Origin of the sequence: Streptomyces ortus (genome assembly GCF_026341275.1) — a bacterium.
Lineage (GTDB): Bacteria > Actinomycetota > Actinomycetes > Streptomycetales > Streptomycetaceae > Streptomyces > Streptomyces ortus.
Genome location: NZ_JAIFZO010000002.1, coordinates 1,434,010 through 1,448,544, shown reverse-complemented (window position 1 = coordinate 1,448,544; position 14,535 = coordinate 1,434,010). Strand labels below are relative to the sequence as shown.

The 14,535-nt window shown below is 68.7% G+C and carries 13 protein-coding genes; 10 read left to right on the top strand and 3 right to left on the bottom strand.

The window, feature by feature from the left end:
* Positions 1-130: 130 nt before the first annotated feature.
* Positions 131-349, bottom strand: coding sequence for a hypothetical protein (locus K3769_RS09695; protein ID WP_267026022.1), 219 nt, complete (start codon positions 347-349; stop codon positions 131-133).
* 171 nt (positions 350-520) lie between these two features.
* On the opposite strand from K3769_RS09695, the gene K3769_RS09690 reads away from it, so the two are divergent.
* On the top strand, positions 521-1,495 hold the full coding sequence (locus K3769_RS09690) for a carbohydrate kinase family protein (protein WP_267026021.1): 975 nt from the start codon (positions 521-523) through the stop codon (positions 1,493-1,495).
* Positions 1,496-1,752: 257 nt separating this feature from the next.
* Here K3769_RS09690 and K3769_RS09685 read toward each other — a convergent pair whose 3' ends face one another.
* Entirely contained in the window at positions 1,753-3,150 is a 1,398-nt protein-coding gene (locus K3769_RS09685) for a cysteine desulfurase/sulfurtransferase TusA family protein (RefSeq protein WP_267026020.1), read from the bottom strand.
* 705 nt (positions 3,151-3,855) lie between these two features.
* Here K3769_RS09685 and ctaC point away from each other — a divergent pair.
* The 4 genes from ctaC (at position 3,856) to K3769_RS09665 (ending at position 8,372) form a co-directional block, all read left to right on the top strand.
* Positions 3,856-4,815 carry an aa3-type cytochrome oxidase subunit II gene (gene ctaC / locus K3769_RS09680; RefSeq protein ID WP_267026019.1) on the top strand — a complete coding sequence of 320 codons (960 nt, stop codon included), beginning with the start codon at positions 3,856-3,858 and terminating at the stop codon, positions 4,813-4,815.
* Complete coding sequence (ctaD, locus tag K3769_RS09675) at positions 4,812-6,548, top strand: aa3-type cytochrome oxidase subunit I (RefSeq protein ID WP_267026018.1); 1,737 nt, start codon at positions 4,812-4,814, stop codon at positions 6,546-6,548. Before ctaC ends, ctaD begins: the two co-directional genes overlap by 4 nt.
* On the top strand, positions 6,545-6,943 hold the full coding sequence (locus K3769_RS09670) for a cytochrome c oxidase subunit 4 (RefSeq protein WP_189778935.1): 399 nt from the start codon (positions 6,545-6,547) through the stop codon (positions 6,941-6,943). Before ctaD ends, K3769_RS09670 begins: the two co-directional genes overlap by 4 nt.
* Positions 6,944-7,073: 130 nt before the next feature.
* Entirely contained in the window at positions 7,074-8,372 is a 1,299-nt protein-coding gene (locus K3769_RS09665; protein WP_267026017.1) for a L,D-transpeptidase, read from the top strand.
* Positions 8,373-8,516: 144 nt separating this feature from the next.
* On the opposite strand, the gene K3769_RS09660 is transcribed toward K3769_RS09665, so the two are convergent.
* Positions 8,517-8,918, bottom strand: coding sequence for a DNA-binding transcriptional response regulator (locus K3769_RS09660; RefSeq protein ID WP_267026016.1), 402 nt, complete (start codon positions 8,916-8,918; stop codon positions 8,517-8,519).
* Positions 8,919-9,128: 210 nt separating this feature from the next.
* Between K3769_RS09660 and ctaE the strand changes: the two genes are divergently transcribed.
* From ctaE to trpD, 5 genes are all read left to right on the top strand, one after another.
* Positions 9,129-9,749: an aa3-type cytochrome oxidase subunit III gene (ctaE, locus tag K3769_RS09655; protein WP_107017430.1), complete on the top strand. Its 621-nt coding sequence runs from the start codon at positions 9,129-9,131 to the stop codon at positions 9,747-9,749.
* Positions 9,750-9,814: 65 nt separating this feature from the next.
* Positions 9,815-10,624 carry a cytochrome bc1 complex diheme cytochrome c subunit gene (qcrC, locus tag K3769_RS09650; RefSeq protein WP_267026015.1) on the top strand — a complete coding sequence of 270 codons (810 nt, stop codon included), beginning with the start codon at positions 9,815-9,817 and terminating at the stop codon, positions 10,622-10,624.
* Positions 10,621-11,694 (top strand): cytochrome bc1 complex Rieske iron-sulfur subunit, encoded by a 1,074-nt coding sequence (gene qcrA / locus K3769_RS09645; protein WP_267026014.1) that lies wholly within the window; start codon positions 10,621-10,623, stop codon positions 11,692-11,694. The genes qcrC and qcrA overlap by 4 nt, the downstream gene beginning before the upstream one ends.
* On the top strand, positions 11,691-13,349 hold the full coding sequence (gene qcrB / locus K3769_RS09640; protein WP_267026013.1) for a cytochrome bc1 complex cytochrome b subunit: 1,659 nt from the start codon (positions 11,691-11,693) through the stop codon (positions 13,347-13,349). Before qcrA ends, qcrB begins: the two co-directional genes overlap by 4 nt.
* A 116-nt stretch (positions 13,350-13,465) precedes the next feature.
* Complete coding sequence (gene trpD / locus K3769_RS09635) at positions 13,466-14,530, top strand: anthranilate phosphoribosyltransferase (protein WP_267026012.1); 1,065 nt, start codon at positions 13,466-13,468, stop codon at positions 14,528-14,530.
* Positions 14,531-14,535: the final 5 nt, after the last annotated feature.

Here is a 14,535-nt window from a genome sequence, read left to right as displayed (position 1 = left end):
ACAGCGATGGGACGCGGCGGGGGAGCGTGCGGTTCCCTTCGGGGAAAGCGGGTTCGAGACCGGCGGGCGGTCGTCGTCCCGAGCGCCTTCGCCGGGCGGGACCTTTGAAACGCCGCCTACGGGACAGCCCTTAGTCGCCGTAGTCGGACATGCCGTCCAGCAGGCGGGCGGAGGCCGGCGGGACGGTCACGCCGTGGATGAGTGCCGGGGAGACCGGGCGGGCAGCGATCCGGGCGGGTGCCTCCCAGTGCGGGACCATCCGCGCGCAGTCGCCCCACAGCTCCGCGAGACCACCTTCGATGCCTTCGGGGCCGAGCGGGGCGTCGCCATGGATCTTGAGGTTCGTCATACCGGAACCGTATGCACCGGAAGCCGGACGGAAAAGCCCTACTATCGGGTAGTTCTTCCTGCTTCGAAGCCGGTACCTCCCGCGGACTCCAGCGGGACCCCACCGCCGTCTGAACGCCGACCCGATAGCGTGAACTGTCAATCCCCCTCCTCGCAGGAGTGTGTCCTAGCCGTGCGTATCGCTGTCTCGGGCTCCATCGCCACCGACCACCTCATGACCTTCCCCGGCCGCTTCGCCGACCAACTGGTCGCGGATCAGCTGCACACGGTCTCCCTCTCCTTCCTGGTCGACAATCTGGACGTACGCCGGGGCGGCGTGGGCGCGAACATCGCCTTCGGCATGGGCCAGCTCGGCTCGTCGCCCATCCTGGTCGGGGCCGCGGGCTCCGACTTCGACGAGTACCGGGCCTGGCTGGACCGGCACGGCGTCGACACCGAGTCCGTCCGGATCTCCGAGGTGCTGCACACCGCGCGCTTCGTCTGCACCACGGACGCCGACCACAACCAGATCGGCTCCTTCTACACGGGTGCCATGAGCGAGGCCCGCCTCATCGAGCTCAAGAAGGTCGCCGACCGGGTGGGCGGGCTCGATCTCGTCCTCATCGGCGCGGACGACCCCGAGGGGATGCTCCGGCACACCGAGGAGTGCCGGACGCGGTCGATCCCGTTCGCCGCGGACTTCTCGCAGCAGATCGCGCGGATGGACGGCGACGAGATCCGGCTGCTGCTCGACGGGGCGACGTTCCTCTTCTCGAACGAGTACGAGAAGGGGCTCATCGAGTCCAAGACCGGCTGGAGCGACGCGGAGATCCTCTCGCGGGTCGGCCACCGGGTGACGACGCTCGGGGCGCGCGGTGTGCGTATCGAGGCCGTCGGCGCGGACCCGATCGAGGTCGGTGTGCCCGAGGAGACGGCGAAGGTCGACCCGACCGGGGTCGGGGACGCCTTCCGGGCGGGGTTCCTGTCGGGGCTGGCGTGGGGTGTCGGGCACGAGCGGTCGGCGCAGGTCGGGTGCATGCTGGCGACGCTGGTCATCGAGACCAAGGGGACGCAGGAGTACCAGCTGCGGCGGTCGCACTTCCTCGACCGCTTCACGAAGGCGTACGGCCACGACGCGGCGGCGGAGGTCCAGGGCCACCTGGCGTAGGGCTCGCGCCCTAAAGATTTAAAGATTGCGCCGTTCCCCGCGCCCCTGAAAGACGAAAAGACAAAAGATTGCGCCGTTCCCCGCGCCCCTGAGGGATCGGGGACGGGGCGCAGGCCCTTCCCGAGGGGCGCGGGGAACTGCGCGGGTGACCACGGCGTGGCCGCAGTCGCCGACGGTCCGCGCCATCCGGGTTCAGTTGCGCCCACGCGGCAACCGACGCCGAGGTGGAGATACGGGTAGGGGAAGGGGTAGAGGGGCTAGGAGGCCACCCGGCGCACCAGGTACGCCGTCCCCCGGCCCGCCGGCTCCTCGCCCACGTACTCCTGCCCCCGCATCTCGCACCACGCCGGAATGTCCAGCCGCGCCGCCTCGTCGTCCGAGAGGACCCGTACGGTGCCGCCGAGCGGAACCTCGGTGATCACCTTGGCGAGTTCGATCACGGGGATCGGGCAGCGCTTGCCGAGGGCGTCCACGACGCGCACGTCCGGGGCGCCGGAGGGCGACACCGCGACGGCGGCGGTCCCCGCGGGCGCGCCCAGCTTCTCGCGGACCGCGGCGACCGCGCGGGGCAGGACGGCGAGGAAGCGGTCCACCTCCTCCGCCGTGGTGCCGAGCGGCAACGACACCCGTACGTTGCCCTCGCTCAGCACACCCATCGCCTTCAGCACATGGCTGGGCGTCAGCGTGCTGCTCGTGCAGGACGATCCGGACGACACCGAGAACCCCGCACGGTCCAGCTCGTGCAGCAGTGTCTCTCCGTCGACATAGAGACAGGAGAAGGTGAGGAGATGGGGCAGCCGGGTGACCGGGTCGCCCACCACCTCCACGTCCGGGACCAGTTCGGGCACCCGCGCACGGATCCGGTCCGTCAGCTCCCGCAGCCGGACCGACTCGGCGGCGGCCTCGGCCCGTACGGCCCGCAGGGAGGCCGCCGCGGCGACGACGGCCGGGATGTTCTCGAAGCCGGGGGAGCGGCCCGACTCCCGTTCGTCTGCGGGGCCCTGGGGCGCGTACCGCACCCCCTTGCGCACGGCGAGCACTCCGACGCCCGCGGGCCCGCCCCACTTGTGGGCGCTGCCCGTCAGCAGGGACCAGCCGCCCTCGACCGGCCCCCAGGCCAGCGACTGCGCGGCGTCCACCAGCAGGGGTACGCCCGCTGCCCGGCACGCTTCGGCGACCGCGGCCACCGGCTGACGCGTACCCACCTCGTGGTTGGCGGACTGGAGGCAGGCGAGCGCGGTGTCGGGGCGCAGGGCGTCCGCGTACGCGTCGGGGGAGACCGCGCCGGTCCGCAGGACGGGCACTTCGGACACGGTTCCGCCGTCGTGGCGGTGTGCTTCCGCCGAATGGAGCACCGAAGAGTGTTCGACCGCTGACACGATCAGGTGGCGTCCGACGCGGTGCCGGCCGGCGAGCGCGCCGGCGATTCCCGTGTGGACGGCGCGGGTGCCGGACGCCGTGAACACCAGCTCGTCCGGGCGGCAGCCGAGCGCCTCGGCGGTGGCCTCGCGGGCGGCGTCCAGGAGGATCCTGGCGCGCCTGCCCTCGCGGTAGAGGCGGGCGGGGTCGGCCCAGCCTTCGTCGAGCGAGGCGTGGAGGGCCTGGCGGGCGACGGGGTGGAGGGGGGCGGACGACGCGACGTCGAAGTAGGACACGCGGTCACGCTATCCCTTGCCCCTGACAACCACCGCGCCGTTCCCCGCGCCCCTAAAACCGAAAGACTGCGCCGTTCCCCGCGCCCCTAAAACCGAAAGACTGCGCCGTTCCCCGCGCCCCTAAAACCGAAAGACTGCGCCGTTCCCCGCGCCCCTAAAACCGAAAGACTGCGCCGTTCCTCGCGCCCCAGGGGCCGAAAGACAAAAGACTGCGCCGTTCCCCGCGCCCCTGAGCGGCGTAAGACTGCGCTGTTCCCTCCGCCCTTGAGGGATCGGGGACGGGGCGGAGCCCCTTCTCGAGGGGCGCGGGGAACTGCGCGGGTGACCACGGCGCACCCGCACCCGCCGACGAGCCGCGCCTCCTCCCCGCCGCCGCGTAGGTCCCGGCGCACCCGCACCCGCCGAAGCCCCGCCCCGCCTCCCCGCCGCCGCGTAGGCCCCCCGCAGCCGACCCCACCCGCTGCTCCACCCCCCCGGGGCCAGGGCCCGCACCCGAACGCCCCGTCACATGCCTCGCAGAGCCCCTTATTCCACCCCTTCGGGGTGAGTGGCGGCGCGTTGGGGACCCTCCCCGCGCGACCCCAAAAAGCGTCCAGTAGGGTTTGGTCCGCATAAACATCCAAACCCCTGCCCGACGCAGGGCGGCGACCGACCAGCGAGAAGGCCGCAGCCAACCGCGCGGGCGAGACTCTCGGAAGGCGCTACGTGAGTCCCTACGGCTCCGACCGCTCGCCGCGGCGCCCGATGCGGCGGAAGCTGCTGCAGGCACTGACTGCGGGTCTGGTCCTGGCGACCGCGACCGGTTGCACATACAAGGACTTCCCCCGCCTTGGTATGCCCACCCCGACCACGGAAGAGGCTCCTCGGATCCTGTCCCTGTGGCAGGGCTCGTGGGCCGCAGCACTCGCCACGGGCGTGCTGGTCTGGGGCCTGATCCTGTGGAGCGCGTTCTTCCACCGGCGCAGCCGCACCAAGGTCGAAGTTCCCCCGCAGACCCGGTACAACATGCCCATCGAGGCGCTGTACACGGTGGTCCCCCTCATCATCGTCTCGGTGCTGTTCTACTTCACAGCCCGCGACGAGTCGAAGCTCCTCAGTCTCGACAAGAAGCCCGACGTCACGGTCAACGTCGTCGGCTTCCAGTGGAGCTGGGGCTTCAACTACATCGAGAACGTCGACGGCTCGACCGGTGACGCGAAGACCGACAAGAATCTCGACGCGATCCCGGATCGCTTCAAGAAGGACTTCCCGGCAGCCGCCGGCGGGGTCTACGACGTCGGTACGCCCGCCTCGAAGAACCCGCAGACGCTCAACCCGGGCCCGACCCTCTGGCTCCCCAAGGGCAAGACGGTCCGCTTCGTCCTCACTTCGCGTGACGTCATCCACTCCTTCTGGGTGGTGCCGTTCCTCATGAAGCAGGACGTCATCCCGGGTCACACCAACTCCTTCCAGGTGACCCCCAACAAGGAGGGCACCTTCCTGGGCAAGTGCGCCGAGCTCTGCGGCGTCGACCACTCCCGGATGCTCTTCAACGTGAAGGTCGTCTCTCCCGAGCGCTACGAGGCCCACCTCAAGAAGCTCGCCGAGAAGGGTCAGACCGGTTACGTCCCGGCCGGTATCGAGCAGACGGACCACGAGAAGAACCGGGAGACGAACAACCTGTGAGCATCCTCAACGAACCTCAGGGTGCCGCCGCGGCTGAAGCCTCGTACGAGAGCGAGCTGCCCGTACGGCGCAAGCAGCCCGGCAACGTCGTGATCAAGTGGCTGACCACCACGGACCACAAGACGATCGGCACGATGTACCTGGTCACGTCGTTCGCGTTCTTCTGCATCGGTGGCGTCATGGCGCTGCTGATGCGCGCCGAACTGGCCCGTCCCGGCACCCAGATCATGTCGAACGAGCAGTTCAACCAGGCGTTCACGATGCACGGCACGATCATGCTGCTGATGTTCGCGACGCCGCTGTTCGCGGGCTTCACGAACTGGATCATGCCGCTGCAGATCGGCGCGCCCGACGTGGCGTTCCCGCGGCTGAACATGTTCGCCTACTGGCTGTACCTGTTCGGCTCGCTCATCGCGGTCGGTGGCTTCCTCACCCCGCAGGGCGCGGCGGACTTCGGCTGGTTCGCCTACAGCCCGCTCTCGGACGCGGTCCGCTCGCCGGGCATCGGCGCCGACATGTGGATCATGGGTCTGGCCTTCTCCGGCTTCGGCACCATCCTCGGCGCGGTCAACTTCATCACCACCATCATCTGCATGCGTGCCCCCGGCATGACGATGTTCCGTATGCCGATCTTCGTGTGGAACGTGCTGCTCACCGCGGTCCTGGTGCTGCTCGCCTTCCCCGTGCTCGCCGCCGCGCTGTTCGCGCTGGAGGCGGATCGGAAATTCGGGGCACATGTCTTCGACTCGGCCAACGGCGGAGCGTTGCTGTGGCAGCACCTCTTCTGGTTCTTCGGCCATCCGGAGGTGTACATCATCGCGTTGCCGTTCTTCGGCATCATCTCCGAGGTCATTCCGGTCTTCTCCCGCAAGCCGATGTTCGGCTACATGGGCCTGATCGGCGCGACCATCGCCATCGCGGGTCTGTCCGTGACGGTGTGGGCGCACCACATGTACGTCACCGGCGGTGTGCTGCTGCCGTTCTTCTCCTTCATGACGTTCCTCATCGCCGTACCGACCGGCGTGAAGTTCTTCAACTGGATCGGCACGATGTGGAAGGGGTCCTTGTCCTTCGAGACCCCGATGCTGTGGGCCACCGGGTTCCTGATCACCTTCACCTTCGGTGGTCTGACCGGTGTCATCCTGGCGTCGCCGCCGATGGACTTCCACGTCTCGGACTCGTACTTCGTGGTGGCGCACTTCCACTACGTGGTGTTCGGCACGGTCGTGTTCGCGATGTTCTCCGGCTTCCACTTCTGGTGGCCGAAGTTCACCGGAAAGATGCTCGACGAACGCCTCGGCAAGATCACCTTCTGGACGCTGTTCATCGGCTTCCACGGGACGTTCCTCGTCCAGCACTGGCTGGGCGCCGAGGGCATGCCGCGTCGTTACGCGGACTACCTCGCGGCCGACGGCTTCACCGCGCTGAACACGATCTCGACGATCAGCTCGTTCGTCCTGGGCCTGTCGATCCTGCCGTTCTTCTACAACGTCTGGAAGACGGCCAAGTACGGCAAGAAGGTCGAGGTCGACGACCCGTGGGGTTACGGCCGTTCGCTGGAGTGGGCCACGTCCTGCCCGCCGCCGCGGCACAACTTCCTCACGCTGCCGCGGATCCGTTCCGAATCCCCGGCGTTCGACCTGCACCACCCCGAGATCGCCGCTCTCGACCAGTTGGAGAACGCCGGTCACGGTGAGAAGGCCCTCGCCGGCGGCAAGGAGGCGGGCAAGTGAAGGTCCAGGGCAAGATGTTCATCTGGCTCGCCGTCTTCATCCTCGTCATGGCGGTCGTCTACGGCGTGTGGTCGAAGGAGCCGGCCGGTACCACGGCGCTCTTCCTGGGCTTCGGCTTGAGCGTCATGATCGGCTACTACCTGTGGTTCACGGCCCGGCGGGTCGACACGGGCGCACAGGACAACAAGGAGGCCGACGTCGCGGACGACGCCGGTGAGGTCGGTTTCTTCAGCCCGCACAGCTGGCAGCCGCTCTCGCTCGGTATCGGCGGCGCGCTCGCCTTCATGGGCGTCGTCTTCGGCTGGTGGCTGCTCTTCTTCTCGGCCCCGATCATCATGATCGGCCTGTGGGGCTGGGTCTTCGAGTACTACCGCGGAGAGAACCAGAATCAGTAACACGCGCTGAGCGCACGGAAGCCCGGACACTCCGTCAGGAGGTCCGGGCTTCCCCCTTTCGCCACACCTGCCGTCCCTCGCACGGCTCAATGGGCGCGCCGCGAGCGACCGCGCTTCCTACGCTCAGGACATGAGCCACTCAGCTTCCTCCAGGAGCGCCGACGCCGGCTCGGCGCGCCCGCGCGGCCGTACCGCCGCCGGCTGCACGGCGCTGATGGTCGCCATAGGCGCGGGCGTCACGGCCTGCGGTTCCGGCGGCCATCCGCTCTCGGCCGAGCCCTACGACGCGGCGAAGGACCTCTCCTTCAGCGCCGCAGTGAGCGACGGCAGGAAGGCCGACCCGGACAAGCCCCTGGAGATCACCGCCAGGGACTCCGGCGGCCGGATCACCGACGTGACAGCCACGGACGCCGCAGGACGGTACGTGGCGGGCGAACTGACGGCCGACGGAGGCCGGTGGCACAGCACCTCGCCGCTGGCCGCAGGCGCCCACTACACGGTGCGGGTGAGCACCGAGAACGACGACGGCGCGCCCGGGCGCAGGACCGTCGACTTCGAGACCAGTGTCCCGAAGACCAAGAAGCGGCTGGACGTGACGTTCGGCCCCGACAAGGGCACGTACGGCGTCGGCCAGCCCGTCACCGCGGAACTCAGCGCCCCGGTCAAGGACAGGGCGGCGCGCGCGGTCGTCGAGCGGGCCCTCAAGGTGCAGTCGCAGCCCGCCGTCGAGGGCGCCTGGCACTGGGTGGACGACAAGGAACTGCACTACCGCCCGAAGGAGTACTGGCCCGCCCACGCCACCGTGCGGGCGAGCAGCAACCTCGCGGGCATCAAGGTGGCCGAGCGCCTCTGGGGCGGCACGGCCAAGCCCCTGACGCTCACCACGGGCGACCGCCTGGAGGCCGTCACGGACGCCGCGGCGCACTCGATGACGGTCTACCGCAACGGTGAGGCGATCAACACGATCCCGGTCACCACCGGCAAGCCCGGCTTCGACACCCGCAACGGCGTCAAGGTGGTGCTGGGCAAGGAGTACTTCGTACGGATGCGCGGCACCAGCATCGGCATCGCCGAGGGCACCGCGGACTCGTACGACCTGCCCGTCTACTACGCCACCAGGGTCACCTGGAGCGGCGAGTACGTGCACGCCGCGCCCTGGTCGGCGGGCTCCCAGGGGGCCGCCAACGTGAGCCACGGCTGCACCGGCATGAGCACCGCCAACGCCGAGTGGTTCTTCGACACGTTCCGCGCCGGCGACATCGTCAAGGTCGTCAACTCGTACGGCGACATGATGGACCCGTTCGGCAACGGTTTCGGGGACTGGAACCTCACCTGGAAGAACTGGCGCAAGGGCAGCGCCCTCACCGCCGGCACCCCGGAAGGCCCGTCCCCGGAGTCCCGCCTGAGACTCACCCCGGAACCGGCATAGGGCGGCCCGCAGGGGCCCGCCTTCAGGGGCCCGCCCTCAGGGGCGCGGGGAACGGCGCAATTTTTTGCCTTCAGGGGCGCGGGGAACTGCGCGACCAACCACGACGGGCCCGCAGCCGCCCCGCCACGCCCTCCGAGACGGCGCCTACGCGCTCAGGGCGGCCCTGCTGCGGAGCAGCCCCGCCAGCGCGGCCGCGAACTCCACCGGCTCGACCGGCAGGGTCACCGCCGCCTCGGCCCGGCTCCACGTGGCGAGCCACGCGTCCTGGGGCCGGCCGATCAGCAACAGCACCGGAGGACAGTTGAAGATCTCGTCCTTGATCTGCCGGCAGATGCCCATCCCGCCCGCCGGAACGGCCTCGCCGTCCAGCACGCACACGTCGATGCCACCGCGGTCGAGTTCCGCGATGACCGCCGCGGGGGTCGCGCACTCGATGAACTCCACCTGGGGGACGTCGGTGGCGGGCCTGCGCCCCGTGGCGAGCCGCACCTGTTCGCGGGTGTTGGAGTCGTCGCTGTAGACCAGCACCGTTGCGGTCGGCTGCATTCTTCCTCCGGGACGTCAGCGTCGTGGGGACATGCCGTACAGACTTCAGATACAGAGACGGACAGGGTCCGATGCGCGGATGCTACTCCCTCGATCACGTCGTCAACACCGGTTCGGACAGGGCTTCGATGGGCCATATGGGCTGGACACACCCCACAGACACCCCGAACGGCACCCCCCGAGGTGAGGGCGGGATAAGCGACCGACATAATGTCGGTCGTGGCGACAGCAACGACAGTAGATACCGGGCACGCGCACCCGTCGGTCAATCGGCCGAACCTCACCAGCGTCGGAACCATCATCTGGCTGAGTTCCGAGCTGATGTTCTTCGCGGCCCTCTTCGCGATGTACTTCACCCTCCGATCGGTGACCGGTCCCGACCACTGGAAGGAGATGGCGTCCGCCCTGAACTTCCCGTTCTCGGCGACCAACACCACGATCCTGGTGCTCTCCTCCCTCACTTGCCAGCTCGGCGTGTTCGCGGCCGAGCGTGGGGACGTGAAGAAGCTCCGGATGTGGTTCATCGTCACCTTCGTGATGGGTGCGATCTTCATCGGCGGCCAGGTGTACGAGTACACCGAGCTGGTCAAGCACGAGGGCCTCTCGCTCTCGTCCGACCCGTACGGCTCGGTGTTCTACCTGACCACCGGCTTCCACGGCCTGCACGTGACGGGTGGTCTCATCGCCTTCCTGCTGGTCCTCGGGCGCACCTACGCGGCCCGCAGGTTCACGCACGAACAGGCGACCGCCGCCATCGTCGTGTCCTACTACTGGCACTTCGTCGATGTCGTCTGGATCGGCCTCTTCGCCACGATCTACATGATCAAGTAGCCGGGCCAGTTCCCGCGTACATTCCAGAAGCACCGACGCTGAAGATCCTGACACCGGGGTAATCCGTGAAAAAGCTCTCCGCACGACGACGCCATCCGCTGGCGGCGGTCGTCGTCCTACTCCTCGCGCTGGCGGCCACCGGGGGGCTGTACACCGCGTTCGCGCCCGCGGACAAGGCACAGGCCGACACATCCGCCCAGTCCCTCGCCATCGACGAGGGCAAGAAGCTCTACGCCGTCGGCTGCGCCAGCTGCCACGGCACCGGCGGTGAGGGCTCGACCGACGGTCCCAGCCTGGTCGGCGTGGGCGCCGCCGCCGTCGACTTCCAGGTCGGCACCGGCCGCATGCCCGCCCAGCAGCCTGGCGCGCAGGTTCCGAAGAAGAAGGTCATCTACACGCAGGCGGAGATCGACCAGCTCGCGGCGTTCGTCGCCTCGCTGGGCGCCGGTCCGAACGTGCCGACCGAGGAGCAGTACAACCCCGAAGGCGCGGACATCGCCGAGGGCGGGGAGCTCTTCCGTACGAACTGCGCGCAGTGCCACAACTTCACCGGCAAGGGCGGTGCGCTGACCAACGGCAAGTACGCCCCGACGCTGGAGGGTGTCGACCCGAAGCACCTCTACGAGGCCATGCAGACCGGCCCGCAGAACATGCCGTCCTTCCCCGACACCACGCTGACGGAGAAGAACAAGAAGGACATCATCGCGTACCTCGACGCGGTCAACGGCGATGAATCGGAGAGCCCCGGTGGCCTGGCGCTGGGCGGCCTCGGGCCGGTCAGTGAAGGTCTCTTCGGCTGGATCTTCGGTCTCGGCGGGCTGATCGCCGTCGCCGTGTGGGTCGCCGCCCGGACCGCAAAGGCCAAGAAGTCATGAGTAGCCAAGACATTCCAGAAGAGAACCTGCCCGCCGAGCGGGCCGCCGACCAGCACGCCCACGCGCACGGTGACGTGAGCGTGCCGGACGAGAAGCATCCGTTCGCGGATCCTGGTCTGCCGCCGCACGAGCACCGCATCCAGGACATCGACGAGCGGGCCGCCAAGCGCTCCGAGCGCACGGTCGCCCTGCTGTTCACGCTCTCGATGCTGGCGACGGTCGGCTTCATCGCGTCCTTCGTGACCATCCCGGCCGACCGGATCGTCTACATCTTCCCGCTCGGCCACATCAGCGGTCTGAACTTCGCCCTGGGCATGACGCTCGGCCTGGCGCTGTTCTGCATCGGCGCGGGCGCGGTCCACTGGGCCCGCACCCTGATGTCCGACGAGGAGATGGCCGACGAGCGCCACCCCATCGCGGCGGAGCCCGAGGTCAAGGCCAAGGTCCTGGCCGACTTCAAGCAGGGCGCCAAGGAGTCGGCGCTGGGCCGCCGCAAGCTCATCCGCAACACGATGTTCGGCGCGCTGACCCTCTTCCCGCTGTCCGGCATCGTCCTGCTGCGCGACCTCGGTCCGCTGCCGGAGGACAAGCTGCGGCACACGCTGTGGTCCAAGGGCAAGCTGCTCGTCAACATGAACACCGACGAGCCGCTGCGCCCCTCCGACGTCGCCGTGGGCTCGCTCACCTTCGCCAAGCCCGAGGGCCTGGAGGAGCACGACCACGACTTCCAGACCGAGATCGCCAAGGCCGCCCTGATGATCGTCCGGCTCCAGCCGGAGAACATCAAGGACAAGCAGGAACTTGAGTGGTCCCACGAGGGCATCGTGGCGTACTCGAAGATCTGCACCCACGTCGGCTGCCCGATCTCCCTGTACGAGCAGCAGACGCACCACGTCCTCTGCCCGTGCCACCAGTCCACCTTCGACCTCTCCGACGGTGCCCGAGTGATCTTCGGCCCGGCCGGTCACGCCCTTCCGCAGCTGCGCATCGGTGTGAACGACGAGGGCTATCTCGAGGCGCACGGCGACTTCGAAGAGCCCGTCGGTCCTGCCTTCTGGGAGCGCGGATGAGCACTACGACCACCCCGAACCCCTCGGGCGCCGGCGCGCCGGGACGTTCGCGAGAGAAGGCACCGGCCGGCGAGCGCGTGGCCGACTGGGCCGACGGCCGGCTGGGGATCTACTCCCTGGCCAAGGCCAACATGCGCAAGATCTTCCCGGACCACTGGTCCTTCATGCTGGGCGAGATCTGCCTCTACAGCTTCCTGATCATCATCCTCACGGGTGTGTATCTGACGCTGTTCTTCCACCCCTCGATGAACGAGATCGAGTACCACGGAAGCTATGTCCCGCTCCAGGGGCAGCTGATGTCGGAGGCGTTCGCCTCCACGGTGGACATCAGCTTCGACGTCCGCGGCGGGCTGCTCATCCGGCAGATCCACCACTGGGCGGCGATCGTCTTCCTGGCCGGCATGTTCGTGCACATGATGCGCGTCTTCTTCACCGGCGCGTTCCGCAAGCCGCGTGAGATCAACTGGCTGTTCGGCTTCCTGCTGTTCGTCCTGGGCATGTTCACCGGGTTCACCGGCTACTCGCTCCCCGACGACCTGCTCTCCGGCACCGGCGTCCGCTTCACCCAGGGCGCCATCCTGTCGATGCCGATCGTGGGCACCTACATCTCGATGTTCCTGTTCGGCGGGGAGTTCCCGGGCGGCGACTTCGTCGCGCGGTTCTACTCGATCCACATCCTGCTGCTGCCCGGCATCATGCTGGGGCTCGTGGTCGGCCACCTGATCCTGGTCTTCTACCACAAGCACACCCAGTTCGCGGGTCCCGGAAAGACCAACAAGAACGTCGTCGGCATGCCGCTGCTGCCGGTCTACATGGCCAAGGCCGGAGGCTTCTTCTTCCTGGTCTTCGGGTTCATCGCCATGCTGGCCGCGGTCGCGTCCATCAACCCGATCTGGGTGCTGGGGCCGTACCGGCCGGACCAGGTGTCCACGGGCGCCCAGCCCGACTGGTACATGGGCTTCGCCGAGGGTCTGATCCGCGCCATGCCCGGCTGGGAGATCAACATCTGGGGCCACACCCTGGTCCTCGGTGTACTGATCCCGCTGGTGATCTTCGGTGTCTTCCTGGCGCTCATCGCGCTCTACCCGTTCATCGAGTCCTGGGTCACCGGGGACAAGCGCGAGCACCACATCCTGGACCGCCCGCGCAACGCCCCGACCCGTACGGCCTTCGGTGTCGCCTGGGTGACCGCCTACATGATCATGCTGATCGGCGGTGGCAACGACATCGTCGCGACCCACTTCCATCTGTCGATCAACACGGTCACCTGGTTCGTCCGGATCGGGTTCTTCCTCGGACCGGTGCTCGCGTTCATCGCCACCAAGCGGATCTGCCTCGGCCTGCAGCGCCGGGACAAGGACAAGGTGCTGCACGGCCGCGAGTCGGGCATCATCAAGCGCCTGCCGCACGGTGAGTTCGTCGAGGTGCACGAGCCCCTCAGCCAGGAGGCCATGCACACCCTCACGGCGCACGAGCAGTACCAGCCGGCCGAGATCGGCCCGACGGTCGACGAGAACGGTGTCGAGCGCAAGGTGAAGGGCCCGCAGAAGCTCCGCGCGAAGCTCAGCACCGCCTACTTCGGTGAGGACGGCCAGATCCCCAAGCCGACCGCCGAGGAGTACAAGGAGATCACGAGCGGCCACGGCCACCACTGATCACCACCTGTTCGCCACGGCAGGAGCCCCGTCCATTGCATGGACGGGGCTCTTTGCCGTCCCGGGGGCTGGATAGGGTGGACCCACATCCACGCACACGAACCCAGGAGCGGCAGATGAGTGCTGTGACCCCCGCTGGAGGCGACTTCGCGGCGGGCCGTTCCTGGCCCGCCCTCCTGAACGGCCTGCTGGACGGACGCGACCTGAGCGCCGACGACACGGCCTGGGCGATGGACCTGATCATGCGGGGCGAGGCGACCGACGCGCAGATCGCCGGGTTCGCGGTGGCCCTGCGGGCCAAGGGCGAGACCGTCGAGGAGATCTCCGGGATGGTGCGCACGATGTACGCGCACGCCAACGTGATCGAGGTGCCGGGTGACACCGTCGACATCGTCGGGACGGGCGGCGACGGCGCGAAGACCGTCAACATCTCCACCATGTCGGCCGTCGTGATCGCCGGTACGGGGGCCAAGGTCGTCAAGCACGGCAACCGCGCCGCGTCCTCCGCGTCCGGCGCCTCGGACGTCCTCGAAAAGCTCGGCGTCAACCTGGAGCTGACCCCGCGACGGGTGGCGGAGGTGGCCGAGGAGGCCGGGATCACCTTCTGTTTCGCGGTGAAGTTCCACCCGGCGCTGCGGCACGTGGCGGCGGCGCGCGGGCAACTGGGCATCCGCACCACCTTCAACTTCCTGGGCCCGCTGACCAATCCGGCCCGGGTGAGGGCCCAGGCGGTCGGCGTCGCGCACGCGCCCATGGCGCCCATCGTGGCCGGCGTCCTCGCCGAGCGCGGCAACTCCTCGCTGGTCTTCCGCGGCGACGACGGCCTCGACGAACTGACCACCACGGCCACGTCCCGGGTGTGGATCGTGCGGGACGGCAAGGTGCGCGAGGAGGCCTTCGACCCGCGGGACGTGGGGATCGAGCTGGTGCCCGTGGAGGCGCTGCGGGGGGCCGACGCGTCGTACAACGCGGATGTCGCCCGACGGCTGCTGGCGGGCGAGCGGGGGCCCGTGCGGGACGCCGTGCTGCTCAACTCGGCGGCGGCGCTGGTGGCGCTCTCGCCCGGCCCGGGACCGCTCGCCGAGCAGATCCGGACGGGGATGGCTCGCGCCGCGGAGGCGATCGACTCGGGGGCGGCGCTTCGGACGCTGGAGCGGTGGGTGGCCGCGACCAGCAGGTAGCCGGT

Coding starts and splice junctions, on each gene's coding strand:
- K3769_RS09695 (WP_267026022.1), bottom strand. CDS start 349: ATGACGAACCTCAAGATCCATGGCGACGCCCCGCTCGGCCCCGAAGGC.
- K3769_RS09665 (WP_267026017.1), top strand. CDS start 7,074: ATGAGCCACTCAGCTTCCTCCAGGAGCGCCGACGCCGGCTCGGCGCGC.
- K3769_RS09660 (WP_267026016.1), bottom strand. CDS start 8,918: ATGCAGCCGACCGCAACGGTGCTGGTCTACAGCGACGACTCCAACACC.
- ctaE (WP_107017430.1), top strand. CDS start 9,129: ATGTCGGTCGTGGCGACAGCAACGACAGTAGATACCGGGCACGCGCAC.
- qcrA (WP_267026014.1), top strand. CDS start 10,621: ATGAGTAGCCAAGACATTCCAGAAGAGAACCTGCCCGCCGAGCGGGCC.
- qcrB (WP_267026013.1), top strand. CDS start 11,691: ATGAGCACTACGACCACCCCGAACCCCTCGGGCGCCGGCGCGCCGGGA.
- trpD (WP_267026012.1), top strand. CDS start 13,466: ATGAGTGCTGTGACCCCCGCTGGAGGCGACTTCGCGGCGGGCCGTTCC.